Source organism: Streptomyces sp. NPDC048248, assembly GCF_043201875.1.
In the GTDB taxonomy this organism is placed as follows: Bacteria; Actinomycetota; Actinomycetes; order Streptomycetales; family Streptomycetaceae; genus Streptomyces.
In genome coordinates this window covers 73,924-89,728 of sequence record NZ_JBICZL010000022.1, presented here as the reverse complement: position 1 = coordinate 89,728, position 15,805 = coordinate 73,924, and the positions used below count along the sequence as shown (strand labels likewise).

Genomic DNA, 15,805 nt, shown 5'->3' with positions numbered 1-15,805 from the left:
TACTTGTCCGTGCACCCGGACGCGATCGACGCCGAAGCCGAGATTCGAGGCCACGGGTGGCTGGCCGTGAGCGCGCCGAACGTGGGCCACCAAGGGCTCGACGACCTGGCATGGAGATAGTCCCGAGCCGTTCAGCGAGGCGGCCTGCGAACCGGGCTGTGCTCCCTTCGTCTCTACTCTCCTTCGTCCTGTTCATCACGGCCGGGGTCTTCAACCACCGCAGACGACAGCGTGACTGGTTCTACCGAAAGTTCCGCACGTACGAGAACTTCCGTGCCGAGGCGATCGAGAAGGCGCGCCAAGTGCAGGACGAGAAGAGCGAGGCAGCGGTGGTGCGGCATCGGAAGACGCTGTACCCGGAGCTTCCGCCGTCTGAGCTCGCACGGATACTCAAAGAGCTCTGACAGCGAGGGCATGCCCCTGGCGCCAGGCACTCACGCCCTAACCCAGGTGCAGGGCAAGAACCCGCCAGTGCGCACTGCAATGCATGGCCGCTGACTTCGCCGCATCACTGCAGGACCGAGCCCTGCGACATGTCGCGGCCATCTCCACGGGCAGCCCTCTTACTCCTGACCTGCGTGTGACGATGCACTTTCACCCCGACCGTCTCGCAGGAGACCGACCGATCCTCGCCAGGATGGCGGAAGACGGCATCTACCATTCACAGTTCGTGACAGGCACGAGCAACGGCGGCCTGACCGCTCACCCAGACGGGGACCGATGGCACTGGGAAAGCCGCATCTTCGCCGGCGCATACGACCGCGCCACCCCTGACGAACGGCCCGTCTACGGCGCCCTGAACCACCGTCATGACCCCCTGGGCGGCGCCCCACGGTTCGGCTCCTCGCACTTCAGGCTCACCTCCCAGGCCCTTGCCCGAGCCACGTTCTGCTACCCCGACAGTTCCACCGAGCCCACCGACTTCGGCACCGCCACCCGCTGCTCGCTCATCGAGCTGGCCGAGGCCGACGGCTTGGACCCCCTCGACGGTCACATCGAGGCACAGATCCACGGACCGGTCACGTTCGCCCGCGACGTGGAGGCACTTGTACTGGATCCCAGCTATGGCGGCACGACAGTCGAATCCGCGGCCCGCCGCCTCCCGTGTCCGATCGAATGGCACGCGGGCTTCCAGCTCAGCGTCGATGAACTGCGACGGCACCCGAACTACCGAGGACAGCAATACGTCGACCTGGGCGCCGAAATCGCGGACGGCGGCCTGCTCAATCCCAAGATCATCGGCGATGCCGCCCGCACAGGCCGATAGGCCGTCCAGGACCTCAAGAAGGTCTGGCACTGCCTGGCACGATTCGGACGAGTCACGCCCACCAATGACTGAGAGACGGCCTGCGTTGCCCAGCGTCGGCAGGAGGCCCACCGCGTGTCAAACAGCAGCCCGAGTCTCCTCCCGTTGCTGGTATCACTTACCCGTCTGAGGGCTCGAGGTCAGACTCGTCGGCGCCAAGCTTCCGCACGCACCACGAAGCGTCTACTGGTCAGGAGGGATCGGTGAACGAGACCGGCTTGCCGGTGGCGTGGGCGTAGGCGATCTCCCTGCTCGTGGACTCGCCGATATACCCGCCTGGGTTGACGACCAGAACCCGGTCAGCCAGGTCGATCTTGCGCAGGTGGAGAGCGTCCAGCGCGGTCTTCTGCTCGTTGGTGATCAACTCGTCTGCTTCGTGACCCTCGGCGCGCAGGAAGACGCCTGGCGCGACGACGATGACACCTGCGAAGGTCAGATCACGGTTCGCCGCGCTCATCTCGTCCACGAACCGAGTAGAGCCGCAGATGCAGACAATCTCAGGTCGGTCGGGCACGGCTCAGTCCTGCGGGTCGAACGGGAAACAATCAGTGTGCGTGTAGCCATCACAGACGGCCATACGAGCCAACAGTTTACGCAGTGAGATGGCCACCACGTGGCTGCACCGTCGCAGACGGGAGGCGTGGCCCGTGCTAGGCGATGAGCCTGCGCGACACCGAAGTCTGGGGTGCACCCGGCTCACCAGCTTCCTCTAGCGTCGACGGTCACGTAATTTCCCACGGCTGACGTCACGTAATTGGCCAATTGGTCGCCTGCGCAGGCTGCGTCGCGTCCCGCCGCCGTAATCTTGTTGAGGGCCATCGCGGGGCCGTGGACACTGTCGCGGTGTACTCAAACGCTGACGCTGCTGCGTTGTAGGACTTGCTGAACCCGTGGGACCCGGAGCTATCGTCCAGCGACGCGTTCTATGCCGAGCTCCTCGTCGAGGAGGCAGGGGTCGTGTCCGCCCTCGGGAGCGGCGATCTCCAAGAACGCGCTCAGCTCAGTGCAGGCCCGCCGGTCGTGGTCGACGGGACCGGTGCTGCGAGGGCCCTTGGGAGACTCCAGACGATCGGCCAAGTGTTCCCAGAGCAGGTCCCGCAACCACCGCTGCGAGACGGTGGTGAGGTCGAAGTTGCTGTATCGCTGGGGAAAGCGGACGCCGAAGTGCTCGCTCTCGATGTAGCCGGCCTCCTTCGTCTCCCCGGGGGTGAAGTAGACGATCCGCAGCTCGGTCAGGGCTTCGTGGAGGATGAACCGCTTGCGCGAGTCCAACTGCATGCGCTCGTCGGCCATCTCGGTCAGCGAGCCGACGCGGCGGTCGCGGACCAGGTTGACCAGCTGCTGGATCCACCAGGTCGGCCAGTAGGTGTGGGCGGCCCGCTGGGTGTGGGCGAACAGTGCCCACTGGAACTCGGCCAACACCAGCGGCGGCAGCCCCTGGAGGTTGACCGTGCCGGCCCTCGAGACGGGATGCGCGGTCTGGCACCAGCGGCGGAACGCGGCCTCGTCCTCGTAGAGGATCGGGACGGGCTTGCCGACCTTCTCGTAGCAGTTGAACCACTTCTTGGGGCGTTCGGCGCCGCCGGGGCGCCCGTCCGCCTGGTAGCGCAGCTCGTGGACCCGGCACAACCCCATGGGGCTGCCGGACAAGGACTGGCAGGAGGTGACGATGCAGTCGCCGTAGCCGTGGAACGGCTCGGTCTGCGTCGTGAGCCAGTCCTCGAAGGCCAGCCCGGGCCGGGTGGCCGAGGCCTTCTTCCAGCGGCTGTTGTGGGCCAGACACAACCGCAACTCGTGCTGGCGGGAGGGGCGTTCGGGACAGATCCGGCAGACCGGAGGCTCGCCCATGCGGTCGTAGAACTTCGCTGGCTTGGCGTCGCGCAGGAACTCGCGGCGGGTGAGCTGGGGATTCTCGCGTCGGCCGCGTTCCCACTCCATCTTGTGCGGATGGCACAGATCGCGGGCGTTGGTGCGGGAGTGGTTGCAGTGCTCGACCCGGCAGAGCCAGCCGAAGACCGGATGGTCGGCGGGGACCTTGATCAGGGCCTCGCGAAAGAGCGGCTCGACGTGCGGGCCGCCGAGCAGGGCAGTCAGCACCTCCAGCCGGTCGCGGGTCTCCCGGCGCTTGGTCGGGTCGGCAACGGAGTGCAGAGGCAGCAGGACGTCACTCACTGCATCTCACCCCACGTGGCCAGCAGCGCGGTGTTGAAGGTGGGGTCGTTGACGTCGACATGCGCGTAGATCTCTTCGACCGTCTCGGTCGAAGCCCAGCCGCCCGCGTCGCGGACGATGACCAGGTTGCCGTCCGCGGCGTCGAGCACGGCGTTTGCCCACGTGTGCCGGAACATGTGCGGGCGGATCAGGCCCAGCTCGGCGCGGAACCCGGCCCGCTTGAGCATCTTGCGGGCCCCCTCCGGCGCCCAAGGCAGGCCGAGGTTCCGGCCGTGCTGCTGGACGAGCAGCATCCCGTGGGCGGCGCCGCGCGGGTACTCGGTCGTCAGGCCCCCATGTACCGCTTGAGATCGCGGAAGACCACGCTCTCGGGCGTTAGCCCCTCATGCTCCAGCCACCGCAGATGATCGACGAGCAGGTACGCATACGTCCTGTCCGAACCCGGGCCCGCGTACTTCGACAGGTACCAGTCGGCCCCGGAATGCAGCCCGCTCGCCGAGTCGAAGACGGTGTACGAGCAGCGGCCGTCCCGGTGCCGCACCTTCTGTACCCGGAGCTGACCGAGTGCCAGTCTCTGTGCCACGTGACCTCCATGCCGACTGAGCTGACATCGCGAACATCGCGACGCCGGTCGGCAAACGAGGTCGGGATGTCCCCGGTCACAGCCCCAGGCGGACGTCACGAACAGCGCTCTCGTAGGCAGGAAAAAGCGACGAACACACCTCGCTCCGTCAGTCACGCACCTGTTGGCCGTCGTCGACGAACTCCAGCACCTGCTCGCCACTCGCCCAAACACCGCGAATATGCGCGAACTGCTGTGCGAGACTGCTCTCTTGTTCGCGCGGGCAGGGGCCCGCGCGCGACGTGAATCGGGAGTCCTGTGCGCAACGCGAGGTGGGCGGCCGCGGCCGCCGGTGTGGTGCTGCTGGTGGCGGGATGCAGCGGTGCGAAGGACGACAAGTCCGGGGCGTCGCGTTCCGGCTCGTCCGCCGCTCCGGCGGGAGGGGGCGGGAGCCTGGACGCCGCCGCGGCCACCAAACAGATCGTGGAGGCGGCCGCGGCAGCAGGTTTCACGGGGGAGCCGTCGGGGGGTATCCCGGCTTCCCTCGAAAGGTGCGGGGTCTCCTGGCAGGCGGACGTCAAGAAGGCCGCAGACCCGCAGAAGTCCTACGCCGGGACGCTGGCGGCCCTGAAGAAAGGCGGCTGGAAGCAGGCGCGGGAACTCAAGCAGCAGGGGTCGGTCATCACGTCCCTGGAAAAGAGCGGCTGGACTTTGAGGGCCATCTACCACGACCGAGCCGAGTCGTTCCTGGCGATCTCCTTCGACGCTACGGACAACAGCGCCGAGTGTGAGAATGCATTCGCCGAGGAGCTGGCGAAGAAGCCGTCGTAGGGCACAGGCCGGGGACCTGCTCGGCGCTGAGCCGAGTCCGGATCTGCAGCGAATAGCGGCACAGCAGCGTTGATGGCGTCGCGAAGTAGTCGTACACAGTGGTGCCGATGATCTCTTCGAGTCGGCAACGGGCCCCAAATTGACTACCCCGAGCTCGTTGTCCGCAGATTCGACCGGGGCTAGTGACCACGCGTGCTCAGACGCGCGAATTTACCTGCAGGCCCGCTAAGCCCGTCATGGCTCAGTTCGCGAGCGGGCTCTGACACAGATCTTGGGGAGCGGTCGCGGAGGGTGAACGCAGTGGTCTTCAAGGACAGGCGCCGACGTCCGGATGATGAGGTGGCACGGTGACCAATCACGTTGAGGCGGCGGCTGTCCGACCGTTGACCCTGGCTTGGGCGAGCCGGCACCTGGAGACCGGCGAACGGATCGTCAGAACCGAGGCTCTGCACGGCGGCATCACTGCCGAAATGCGGCGACTGACCATCGGCATGCAGGAAGGAGGCACCCGTGACCTGGTGCTCCGGAGCTTCGTCAACGTGGAGCATGCTGAAGACTGGCTGAACCGGGAGGCCGACACCCTGGCCCTGCTCACGGGGACCGGGGTGCCGGCTCCTGGACTGGTCGCGGTAGATCCGACCGCCGCGCATTGCGAGTACCCATCGCTCCTCATTACACATCTGGCAGGCCGGACAGTCCTCGACGAGGAGGGACTGGAGACCCGCGTCCCTCTGCTGGCCCAGCAACTTGTGGCGATCCACGCGCTGCGCCCCGCCGAGCGGCCCCGGGAGTATATGGCGTTGACGACCGCCGACACCGTCGTGACTCCGCGGGGCGCCGACGTGGCGGCATGGGCCGCGGCGATCGACGTGATCCGCAAGCCCCCGCCGCCCTATGAAGGGCGATTCCTGCACCGGGACTTCCAACCCGGCAACGTGCTGTTCGACGTTCCTCCAAGCCCTGCAGGCCCCCGGATCACCGGCGTCGTCGACTGGGCAGCGACCTCCTGGGGCCCGGCGGACCTCGATGTGGCGCACTGCTCCACCAACCTCGCGCTGCTGCATGGCCCGGCATGGGGTCTGCGGTTCGCTGAGGCGTATGAGGAGGCCGGCGGGGCGCTGGCCGCGGCCGCGAGCGAGCGGCTGTACTGGCAGGTGCGGGACGCACTGGCGTGCTCAGAAGAAGTGCAGTTGGTGTCGCAGCCATGGCGGACAGCAGGAAGGACAGAGCTGACGACGCCAGCCGTGGCGGAGCGGCTGAATGTCTACCTCACCGCCGTGATGGACGCGCTGAGCTGAGCCGGGCGGTCTGAGGCGTGGGCACGACAGCGAATCGCCCTTTCCTGCTGCTGGCCAGAGGCTCAAGGGTGGGTGGAACGGTGGCCGACAGATGTCTTGCACGGTAAGGACCCGATGTCTCTCGGCATGGCCGGGTTTCCCGGTACCCGGACAGCGCAGGCCCAGCCGGGCATCTGGTGCCGTTCGGCGATTCCTGACGGGCATACGGGAGATCATGGTCGCGGACCAATTGGGGAAGACACACAGGGGGTAGGGAAATCATGCTGGCGTTCCACGCATCCGCGCTGGACGGAGTCGCCCGCAATCCGGCGCTGCCGACACCGCTGCTACTGTGCCTGCTCGCCTTCGACGGGGACGGTGACCGTCCGCCCCGCGACGCCCTCCAGCGGGCCGGACTCCCCGAGTCGGCCGTTGTGGTGATCCTGGCCCACCCGAACATGCGCGCCCGCATCGACTTCGCGATGAGCGCCAGGGCGGAGTCTGCACAGCGGGCCCGGCTCGCGGACGATCCTTCTCCCAAGGTGCGGGCTGCTCTTGCGTACGGACCCGAGGTATACGACCCGCGCACTAAGGTCGCGCCGCTCCCGGACGCCGTGTGCGTCCGCCTGCTCGACGACCCCGCCCCTTCTGTCCGGACGGCACTGCTGGACTCGCCCCATTTGGCACCGTCGTTCGTGGCCTCGATGGCTACTCATCACAGTTCGGCAGCGCGCCGGCGCGCGGTGCGTGCATGGGAGATCCTGCCGCCGGGCGAGCGGTCGGCGCTGCTGGCCGACCCTGATTCCGAGGTGCGGCGGGCGGCCGCGCTGTGGGAGTGCCGGCGGGACGCACGCGTCACTGCCGAACTCCTCGGTGATCCGACGTTCGCCGTCGAGGCGCTGCGCCGAGGGCTCCTCGTCCGCGCCGACGCCGAGCGGTGCGTCGCCGAGCGGACGCACCTGGCAGCCCTCGCCGCGAACCCGTCGTTGCCCGCCGACCTCGTGGAGCGGCTCACCGTCGACCCCGACGAGGCCGTGCGGCTCGCGGTCTCCCTCAGGCCCGAGCTGGACGAGACACGGCGCATGGCGATCGACTTCACGGTCGGGGACTTCGACAGGGGCGACGGCGTGCAATGGGTCCGGGATGGGCTCGCCGACCCCGAGGTGCTGCGTCGGGCCGCGGTCTCCTCCCACCCGCTGCTCCGGCGCGCCGCCGCCCAGAGCCCCCACCTGCCGCCCGACCTGCTGCGCCTACTCGCGCGCATCGAGGACCCGATGGTGGAGAACCGCCTGGGCATTCACCACCCCGACACCCCGGAGGAGGTCCTGATGCGTGTGTACGCGAGGCTCGGCGGGACGTTCTCCGCCTGGATGTCAGAGACGCACCCCCGCTTTCCCCGCGAGGGTCTCGCCGCCCGCTACGCGGACCACCCGGACGGGAACTACCGTCGGCTGGCCATCCGGGACCCGGCCGCCACGCCCGCGCTGATCGAACGGCTCAGCCATGACCCCGCGGTCTGGACGCGCCAGGCGGCGGCCGGCGACCCGCGCCTGCCGCTCCACCGGCTCCGCGAGGCCCTTGACGTCCCTGAAATGGCCTTTAGCGCGGGTGCCAACCCCGCGCTCCCCGAGGACGAGATTGCCGCCGTCCTCAACCGGGCGGGTGTTCCCGCCTGACAGCCGTCCTTGCGGACGAAGCGGGTGACGCGGCGACCGCACGAGATCTGCATGCCGATTGGTTCCGACCGCTCTCGGTACTCGGCCCCGACTACCGTGACAGCCCGTCAGCCGCTCCAGCAGCTCCTCCAGTCGGCTGGGCAGTGGTAGGGAGCGTGCTTCGACGTCGGCGATGTGCTGAGCCCAGTCCTCGCGTGGGCCGGAGGTGTCGAGATCGTGGAGGCCGTCGTGGTCCCGCTGGGTCCAGTCGATGGGGTAGCGGTTCGTGCCGCGCCAACCGCACGAAACCGACCCCCGCACCTCCTCCGCCCGTGGCCGGCTCAACTTGCCGTCGTACGCTGACCACTCCGTGGTCTGGTGCATGTGCCTTCCGCTCCCGGCGTCCAAAAACACCGGCTTGGGCTCGGTGCCGTCGTCCAGCACCGCTCCCGCCAGCCCTTCGTGCGACGACCCGAACTCCTCAGTCCGCCAACGCATGTCTGCGCCCTCCCCGACGATGCCAAGGCCTGTCCACGCCCGACACTGCCCAAGTAGGCGGTCGACCGGCGAATCCTCAAATCTGTCACCCGTGGGGATGGTGAGACGTCGCCGTGAAGCACACGCGCGTCGGTGACATGCACGGTTCGACGACTGGGAACTCACGCTTTCCGGTGACAAAGACCGCCTCACCGTCAACCTTCTGGCCAAACACGGTTAGGTAGAGGCCTCATTGGGCCAGGCCCGGGATCTTCGGGTCGCAGGAGACAGGTGATGGATATGCGCACTGAGGCCGCCAAGCGGGTCGAGCTGGTCTTCTCCCTCTTCGACGCCAATGGCAACGGAGTCATCGACTCCGACGACTTCGACCTGATGACGGGCCGAGTTCTGGAGGCAGCGGCTGCGTCGGACGACGGTGCCAAGGCCGCCATCCGGGCCGCGTTCCGCCGCTACTGGACGACGCTGGCCACTGAACTGGACGCCAACGGAGACGGCGTGATCACCGTGGACGAGTTCCGTCCGTTCGTGCTCGACCCCGAACGTTTCGGTTCCACGATCGCCGAGTTCGCCGAGGCGCTCTCCGCACTTGGCGACCCCGACGGAGACGGCCTGATCGAGCGCCCCCTTTTCGTGTCGCTGATGACGGCGATCGGCTTCGAGGAGGCGAACATCCACGCCCTCTTCAACGCCTTCGGCCCGGACGCCGAGGACCGCATCACCGTGACTGCGTGGGCCACCGGCATCGAGGACTACTACGCGCCGGACATGGCCGGGATCCCGGGCGACCAGCTGGTGACCGCCCGGGTCTGACAAGGCTCGTCAGCGGCTGCCCCGGGCTCGGGCGGCAACCGCTCCCACGCAACCGACCTGCCGCCTCTTCTGAGATGTGTCCCACCCTGAGCGGGGCCTGCCGCAAGGCCCCGCCCTCAACCCCCGTACGGACGTCGTCGTGCACGCTGCGGACGTCATGGCCGGTGCTTGTGTCCGAAGACCCATCGGTTCCCCTCCAGCGCGTCGTTCGACTCGGGGAGGGGACCACGGCGGTGCCGGCGGGTGAAGTCGAAGGGGGTGTACATCGAGGTGGACCAGCCCTTGGCCGTCAGGTCGCCCGCGGAGTCGGGTCGTGGCCCCTTGTCGAAGAGGTGGAGCAAGTCGATGCCGATCTGTTCGCGCGTCGCCGTGTAGATCGGGCTGTCGCGGTACGCCAGCAGGTCCTTTTCCAGCTTGGCCTCGAAGGCCAGGGCGCTGCCTGCGGTGGTCAGCCTGTCCACCGTGTCGATGAGGTACGTCTCGGCGGGACCCGGCAGGTAGAAGAGGAGTCCCTCGGCCAGCCAAACGCTCGGCGCGGCCGGGTCGAAGCCGACGGTGGTCAGCGCGCTGACCCAGTCCGCGCGCAGATCGACCGGTACGGGGACGCGCTTCACCTTCGGGGCGGCCGACAGGTCCGTGAGCACCCGTTGCTTGAAGGCCAGCACGCCCGCCCTGTCGATCTCGAAGACAACGCAGTCGGACGGCAGTACCAGCCGGAAGGCGCGGGTGTCCAACCCCGCTCCCAGCAGGACAACTTGGCGGGCGCCCGCACCGACCGACCGGAGGACGAAGTCGTCAAGGACCCTCGTCCGCAGGCCGAAGTAGCGGGCGAACCGCCCCCAGAGCGGGTTGCTGTCCCCGTCCGGGACTTGCTCGATGCGCACCGGCCAGTCCTTACAGGCAGGCGCCGCGCGCACGAAGTGTTCCGCGTAGGCGTCCTGGGCCAGGCTGTCGTGGCGGTGGGTCTCGATCGCCCGTGCCGCGGCGACCAGGAGGGCGGTCAAGCCCACGCCTCCGTCCACGCCTTCAAGGTCTGTGCGCTGCGGCGTCGTGCCGGCCATGCTTCCTCCGTCGGCGGGAGTGGGGGATGCCAGATGTTCCCTTGTCGGATGGGGTGAGCTCCCAGTGCCGCGTGCCTCGCTCATCGGCTTGTCCTCTCCGGGAGCAGGACGGGTTTGACCACACGTCCCGCGTCACAGTCGCGTTCGGCCTCGTTGATGCCGGCCAGCGGGTAGGTGCGGATCAGCTGGTCGAAAGGGAAGCGCCCGGCCTGCCACAGTCCGATCAGGCGGGGTATCAGCACTCCGGGCACGGCGTCCCCCTCGCAGATGTGGCGAATGCTGCGGCCTCGGTCGAGCGTGCCCGGCTCGAGGGGCAGCGGGGTGTGGAGGCGTGCCACCAGGCCGAGGCTGCCGGTGGGGCGCAGGGCTTGGAGCGCCTTGTTGATGAGCGGGGGTGAGGCGGTGGTGTCCAGGGCGTGCTGAGCGCCGCCGTCGGTCAGTCGCCGGATCCGTTCGGGCAGGTCGGATGAGGCGGCGTGTAACGGGGTCGCACCGAACCGCTCGGCCAGAGCCAGCCGCTCAGGATGACGGTCGACGGCAACGGTCAGTACGCCGGCGGCGGTGGCCGCCATCACCGCGGCCAGGCCCACCGCTCCCGCGCCGAAGACCGCGAGGGTGTCGCCGGGACCAGCACCGAAGGTGTTCAGCACGGCTCCTGCGCCGGTGAGGAAACCGCAGCCGAGGGGCCCGAGCAGTTCGAGCGGTAGTGCGGGGTCGACCCGTACGGCGTTGCGAGCCGGAACGAGTGCGTACTCGGCGAACGAGGACTGCCCGAACCACCGGGGGGCCAGCGCTTTACCGGTCGAGTCGGCGAGCCGCGGCAGCTCCTCCTCGCGCCCCCCGAAGAGGTTCAGGGAAGCGAAGTATTCGCAGTAGGCAGGGGCCGCGCCGCGGCAGTTCCGGCAGTGTCCGCAGGAGTCGAAGCTCAGCACGACGTGATCACCGACGCCGATCGCGGTGTCCGGCCCCTCCCCTGCCCGCACCACGACCCCGGCGCCCTCATGGCCAAGGACTGCCGGCAGGGGGCTCCGACCGGCGGATCGTCGGACCGCGAGATCGGTCCGGCACATCCCGGAGCCCGCGATCTCGACCAGGATCTCGCCGACGTCGGGCTCTGCCCGCAAAACCACCTCCTCGACCGTGAACGGGTTCTCGTACGAGCGCAGTACGGCCGCCTGGAACCTCATCGTCGCGCCTCCTGCGGGCGGTGGACGATGAACGGCCGGAGGTATCCGTCCAGCCCGCACGGCCCACCCGCCACGCCCACTCCGCTGTCCTCGAAGCCTGCGAAGAGCTGGGCGAGGGACAGTTCGGCATGAGGGTTGATCCAGGCCGTGCCGCATTCGAGCCGGTCGGCCACCACCTCGGCCCGGTCGAGATCGGTGCGCCACACGCAGCCGCCCAGACCCAATCCGCTGTCGTTGGCCCCGTCGACGGCTTCGTCGAGGTTCCGGTACGGAAGCACCGGCAGAACCGGCCCGAACTGCTCCTCGATCACCACCGGACTGTCGGGCGGGACGTCGGTAAAGGATCGTGGGAGCGAAGAAGTAATCCGGCCCGTCCATCTGGTGGCCGCCGGGCGCCGGACGGGCGCCGCCTGCCAGGGCCTGCTCCGTGACCCGTTCGACCCAGGCCGGCTGCGGGGCGTTGTTGACCGGTCCCGACCGGGTTTCGGGGTCGCGGCCGGGCCCGACGGCAACGGTGTTCGCACGCTGGGCAAGGGCTTCGAAGACTTCGCCGTGGAGTCGGGCGGGGACGTAGAGGCGTTTGACCGCCATGCGAACCTGCCCGCAGGTGCGGAACTCCGCCCCGACCAGCCGGTTCGCGATCCGGTCCACGTCGACGTCGTTACCGCCCAGCTCCAACCGTGCCAGGCCCGGTCGACCATGTCGTCCAACTCGTCCGGCTGCTGGTCGAGGACCTCGGCGGAGCTCTCCCCGGTGGCCGGGTTGACGGCGGAGAAACGTGCGGCCCTGCGTCCAGGGAGGCGGTCGGCCTCAGGCATCGGCATGCCGACTGTCAGTTCGCGGCGCGGGCATCGGCGGTGTGCTCCCGGGCGTGCCGGTCCATCTCCGCCCGGAAGGCGGCGACCAAGTGCGGCTGGATCCGTCCAGCATTGCGGTCGCCACCCTCGCAGACCGCTCCGCGCACGCCCACGATGTCCGTGCCGATGCGGGTCAGCGGACCAAGGTCAGCCTGCTTGACGCTGCCGGCGAGGGCGGCGAGCAGACCGGATGCGTGGGCAAGATGGACGAACTCGGCGCAGGCATCCGGCGGAACGTGATCGAAGAGCCGTGTCCCGTCCTTGACGGCGGTGTCGAGCATGGCCGCGTCGGCGCCGGAGCGGGCGGCGATGTCGGGCAGGGCGAGCGGATTGATGCAGCCGACGCGGTGGGCGTCGGCGTAGCCGGAGGCGACGACGAGCGCGTCGGGGCGGTGGTCCTTCACCGCCCGGACGACCGCGCGCATGACCTCGATGCCCTGATCGGGCGTCGTGCATCCGTAGAGGCCGACCTTGATGTACTTGGCCCCCGAGACGACGGCGCCGAGCGCGGCCTGCGCCACCGTGCCCGGCTTGTACGGGACATCCCCCACGGTCGCGGACACCGGCTTGTCCGCCGGGACCGCGTCGCGGATCTCCCTGATGACCCAGGGGAAGTTCGCGCCGAGCGAGCCCTCATCAGGCTTCTTGACGTCGACGATGTCGAGATGCTCCGCCGCCTTCGCGCAGTCGAGAGCCTCCTCCACACCGTCCGGGGAGATGAGAAGCAACACCGTGAACTCCTTCCGCCGCCAGTCCACCCGGCCTAGGGACAGGGGACCGCGGATCACCTGGTTCATGCGTGCGGTGCGCTCATCATTTCCGTCACCCTCGGGGACCGGCAGGGCGCACAGAGTGCCCAAAGGGCGCTCACACCCATGACGATGCGCCGTGTATACCGGGACAATCCGGACCCCTGGCAGCGTTTCGTCCTGCTGGTCCCGCCCTGGACCCCGCCGGTCGGCGGTGTGCTGGTCAGGGCCAGCCGCCCGGCAGTTCACTCTGTCGAACCCGGCGATTCGGCGGGGCCCGCCTCACGGTTCACAGGGATTGCCTGGTGGGAGCGCCGTGGCTCGGTGACCTGCCGGTGACGAAGGCCGGCCGGTCATACCGCGGGGGCTCCAGACCCGGCGTGGAGGTGAGCCGCCGTTCAGTAACCAACGTGCGCGCTCCACTGAGACAGATCCAGAACCCGGCTTTGGGAGGCGAGTTCCGGCCTCCCGGACGGGGCCGAGCCTGCTCACCGTGCCCGGCGGACCCCGTACCCCAAATACGTCACCAGCGGGTTGCCCTCGGGATCGAGCACCATGTCGACCAGCTCCGGCAGTTGCGCGTCGGTCAGCGTGCCGCGTCTGCGCCCGTGTGTCGCGCGCACGAGGCTGCGTGCGTCGCGTGGCTTGAACGCCGAGACGTCCCTCGCTGACAGCCCCGCCCGACCGAGGGCCTCGGCGAGCTCCGCCGGGCGGCGCATCCGCTGTGCGGCGTAGCGACCGCGGGGCATGATCCGTGTGCCCGGGAAGGCCTGGAAGGCGCCGAGATAGATGAGGCGGGAGACGAGTGTGCGGTTCACGGTGTCGTAGACGAAGGCCCCGCCGGGGCGCAGCACACGCGCCGCCTCGGAGAGTACCGCGTCCGGCCGTTCGGTGATTTCGAGGGTGTCGGCGCAGTACACGAGGTCGAAGGAGCGGTCCGGCAGGGCGAGTTCCTCTGCGGGTGCCGTCAGGTAGGTGACGTCCAGCCCGTCGTCCGCGTCCAGGGCGAGGGCTGTCGCGGCGGGGGACGGATCGGCGGCGACGACCTCGAAGCCGAACTGGGCGAGACCGCGGGCCAGAAGGCCGCGCCCGCTGCCGACGACGAGTGCCCGGCTGCCGGCCGCCACGAGGCTCAGTTCCCCGCACGTGCGGCGCAGGTACTCCATCCGTAAGGACTGGAAGGTCAGCGCCCGGATGTGGCGGCCGTCGACGGACGCGGGTCCGGCCGAGTCGAGTGCGATGTGCGGGGTGCTGGTCATGGCAGACTCCCTCGACGCTCCTGTCAGGTTCCCTGAAGGAACTTAGCACTGTGCGAGTTCCCTGAGGAAACCCGTGGGCGATACGATGGAACCATGACCCGTACCTCCCTCTCCGCCGTTGCGTGCTCGATCGCCCGCGCGACCGACCTGTTCGGCGACGCCTGGACGGCCCTGATCATGCGGGACATCCTCGTCGGCATCCGCCGCTTCGACGAGCTGGTGGAAGACCTCGGCCTGTCCCGCAAGATCCTCGCCGCGCGGCTGGCCCGGCTGGTCGACGAGGGGGTGCTGACGCGCGAGCAGTACCAGGCCAGCCCGCCGCGCGAGGAGTACGCGGCCACGGAGAAGGGCCGGGAGCTCTACCCCGTCCTGCTTGCGCTGATGGCTTGGGGTGACAAGTGGTACACCGAGCCCGCCGGACCGCCCGCCCGAATCCGCCACGACATCTGCGGGCATGTCGCCACGCCGGTCGTGGCCTGCGATGCCTGCCAGGAACCGCTCACGGTGGCCGACACGACACAACTGCCCGGCCCCGGTGGACGGGTCGGGCCAGGCACCCAACTGTTGGGACCGCTGATCGCCGCACGAGGGGAGGGTGCCTGAATCCGGCGGCCGCCGTACGGTCGGGCTCACACTCGCCACACGTGCCGGACGGGCCGCGCCGGGCCGGCTGCCGTGCTCCGGCAGCCAACCGCTGCTCACGGCGCTTGCGCTCCCCGTTCGGCACGGCGGTCGGCGACGATGCCCTCGCACGCGGGGCGGGGCCGGCCACTGGACCACGGCACTCCGTCTCGCTCTCACCGACGCCGTCACCGCCATGAGCAACAATCTGCTTGGCTACCCCGACGACCAAGCGAAACGACCTCTATCAACCTCCCACCAGCGTGGCCACCAGGCGCGTCATGGGGGGCCGTGGGTCAGGTGTGCCCGGCCAGTTGGTCATCAAAAGGTGGTGGGCGGTGCCGACTATGGCGAGGGCCACGGTGCTCGGGTCGATGGCCTCCGCCACCCGGCCAAGCCTCTGTTCGGCCGCCAGATAGGTGGTGATGGCCTCCTCGATCGCGGTGAAGCCGGGCGCCCCGCCTCCCAGGGACTCGCGGATTCGCCGCGTGGTGGTGGGTCGGCTCATGGCCAGGCCCGAGAGAGCCGGGCCGGCGGAGTCGAACAGCGCGAGGGCGACGGCAGTGAGGTTCCGCGCCACCGTGCCCTGCCCCGCGAGCTGCAACAGTGCCCGCGCCTTCGCCGTCGTCCGTGCGAACCGGTCCAGGCAGAGCTCAGCCACAAACTCATCGAGCCCCGCGAAGTGGGCATGCAACAGCCCCTTGGCGCAGCCCGCCTCGGTGGTGACGGCCCGACTGGTAAGCGCGCCGGGCCCGTCCCTCTCCACGACGCGCTCGGCCGCCGCGAACAGTCGCTCACGTACGTCCGGCGTCGCCACTCCGCGCGGTGACATGGACCTCTCTTCCGTTCTCGTGCCGCCGTCCTCACTCGGCACAACTCCGTGGATGGTAGCGGGAATTGCCAGCTTGGGCACCCGCCCATACTGTTTGGGCAAACGCCCATTCCCCACCTCTCACCACA

Annotated in this window: 16 protein-coding genes and 1 pseudogene; 7 read left to right on the top strand and 10 right to left on the bottom strand. The window is 69.0% G+C overall.

Annotated elements, in window-relative coordinates:
* Positions 1–158: 158 nt before the first annotated feature.
* Together ACGFZW_RS34055 and ACGFZW_RS34050 are read left to right on the top strand one after the other, a co-directional pair.
* Positions 159–404: a hypothetical protein gene (locus ACGFZW_RS34055; protein WP_393897168.1), complete on the top strand. Its 246-nt coding sequence runs from the start codon at positions 159–161 to the stop codon at positions 402–404.
* 83 nt (positions 405–487) lie between these two features.
* The gene (locus tag ACGFZW_RS34050) at positions 488–1,267 is read left to right on the top strand and encodes a DUF3626 domain-containing protein (protein ID WP_393897167.1); all 780 of its coding nucleotides are present in this window, start codon (positions 488–490) and stop codon (positions 1,265–1,267) included.
* Positions 1,268–1,496: 229 nt separating this feature from the next.
* On the opposite strand, the gene ACGFZW_RS34045 is transcribed toward ACGFZW_RS34050, so the two are convergent.
* From ACGFZW_RS34045 to ACGFZW_RS34030, 4 genes are all read right to left on the bottom strand, one after another.
* Positions 1,497–1,820 carry a hypothetical protein gene (locus tag ACGFZW_RS34045; protein ID WP_393897166.1) on the bottom strand — a complete coding sequence of 108 codons (324 nt, stop codon included), beginning with the start codon at positions 1,818–1,820 and terminating at the stop codon, positions 1,497–1,499.
* A 389-nt stretch (positions 1,821–2,209) separates the two neighbouring features.
* Entirely contained in the window at positions 2,210–3,478 is a 1,269-nt protein-coding gene (locus ACGFZW_RS34040; RefSeq protein ID WP_393897165.1) for a hypothetical protein, read from the bottom strand.
* A complete protein-coding gene (locus ACGFZW_RS34035; protein ID WP_393897164.1) occupies positions 3,475–3,771 on the bottom strand; it encodes a tyrosine-type recombinase/integrase in 297 nt (98 codons plus the stop codon). The genes ACGFZW_RS34040 and ACGFZW_RS34035 overlap by 4 nt, the downstream gene beginning before the upstream one ends.
* Before the next feature lie 32 nt (positions 3,772–3,803).
* On the bottom strand, positions 3,804–4,061 hold the full coding sequence (locus tag ACGFZW_RS34030) for a hypothetical protein (RefSeq protein ID WP_393897163.1): 258 nt from the start codon (positions 4,059–4,061) through the stop codon (positions 3,804–3,806).
* 297 nt (positions 4,062–4,358) lie between these two features.
* Between ACGFZW_RS34030 and ACGFZW_RS34025 the strand changes: the two genes are divergently transcribed.
* From ACGFZW_RS34025 to ACGFZW_RS34010, 4 genes are all read left to right on the top strand, one after another.
* A complete protein-coding gene (locus tag ACGFZW_RS34025) occupies positions 4,359–4,871 on the top strand; it encodes a hypothetical protein (protein ID WP_393897162.1) in 513 nt (170 codons plus the stop codon).
* Between the two features lie 347 nt (positions 4,872–5,218).
* Complete coding sequence (locus tag ACGFZW_RS34020) at positions 5,219–6,169, top strand: phosphotransferase family protein (protein WP_393897161.1); 951 nt, start codon at positions 5,219–5,221, stop codon at positions 6,167–6,169.
* A 260-nt stretch (positions 6,170–6,429) separates the two neighbouring features.
* Positions 6,430–7,824 (top strand): Mucin-2, encoded by a 1,395-nt coding sequence (locus ACGFZW_RS34015; RefSeq protein WP_393897160.1) that lies wholly within the window; start codon positions 6,430–6,432, stop codon positions 7,822–7,824.
* Between the two features lie 756 nt (positions 7,825–8,580).
* Positions 8,581–9,111, top strand: coding sequence for an EF-hand domain-containing protein (locus ACGFZW_RS34010; protein WP_393897175.1), 531 nt, complete (start codon positions 8,581–8,583; stop codon positions 9,109–9,111).
* Between the two features lie 155 nt (positions 9,112–9,266).
* Here ACGFZW_RS34010 and ACGFZW_RS34005 read toward each other — a convergent pair whose 3' ends face one another.
* The 5 genes and pseudogenes from ACGFZW_RS34005 to ACGFZW_RS33985 form a co-directional block, all read right to left on the bottom strand.
* A complete protein-coding gene (locus ACGFZW_RS34005) occupies positions 9,267–10,172 on the bottom strand; it encodes a class I SAM-dependent methyltransferase (protein WP_393897159.1) in 906 nt (301 codons plus the stop codon).
* Positions 10,173–10,252: 80 nt separating this feature from the next.
* Positions 10,253–11,359, bottom strand: coding sequence for an NAD(P)-dependent alcohol dehydrogenase (locus ACGFZW_RS34000; RefSeq protein ID WP_393897158.1), 1,107 nt, complete (start codon positions 11,357–11,359; stop codon positions 10,253–10,255).
* Positions 11,356–12,133, bottom strand: a pseudogene (locus ACGFZW_RS33995) (aldehyde dehydrogenase family protein); the annotation flags it as partial. The gene ACGFZW_RS34000 and the pseudogene ACGFZW_RS33995, both read right to left, overlap by 4 nt.
* Before the next feature lie 58 nt (positions 12,134–12,191).
* Positions 12,192–12,947 (bottom strand): (5-formylfuran-3-yl)methyl phosphate synthase, encoded by a 756-nt coding sequence (locus ACGFZW_RS33990; protein ID WP_393897174.1) that lies wholly within the window; start codon positions 12,945–12,947, stop codon positions 12,192–12,194.
* A gap of 506 nt (positions 12,948–13,453) precedes the next feature.
* Positions 13,454–14,224, bottom strand: a complete 771-nt coding sequence (locus ACGFZW_RS33985) for a class I SAM-dependent methyltransferase (RefSeq protein ID WP_393897157.1) — start codon at positions 14,222–14,224, stop codon at positions 13,454–13,456.
* A 93-nt stretch (positions 14,225–14,317) separates the two neighbouring features.
* Here ACGFZW_RS33985 and ACGFZW_RS33980 point away from each other — a divergent pair, with 93 nt between their 5' ends.
* Positions 14,318–14,827 (top strand): winged helix-turn-helix transcriptional regulator, encoded by a 510-nt coding sequence (locus ACGFZW_RS33980; RefSeq protein WP_393897156.1) that lies wholly within the window; start codon positions 14,318–14,320, stop codon positions 14,825–14,827.
* 265 nt (positions 14,828–15,092) lie between these two features.
* Here the strand turns inward: ACGFZW_RS33980 and ACGFZW_RS33975 are convergent, their stop codons facing one another.
* The gene (locus tag ACGFZW_RS33975; protein WP_393897155.1) at positions 15,093–15,677 is read right to left on the bottom strand and encodes a TetR/AcrR family transcriptional regulator; all 585 of its coding nucleotides are present in this window, start codon (positions 15,675–15,677) and stop codon (positions 15,093–15,095) included.
* Between the last annotated feature and the right edge of the window lie 128 nt (positions 15,678–15,805).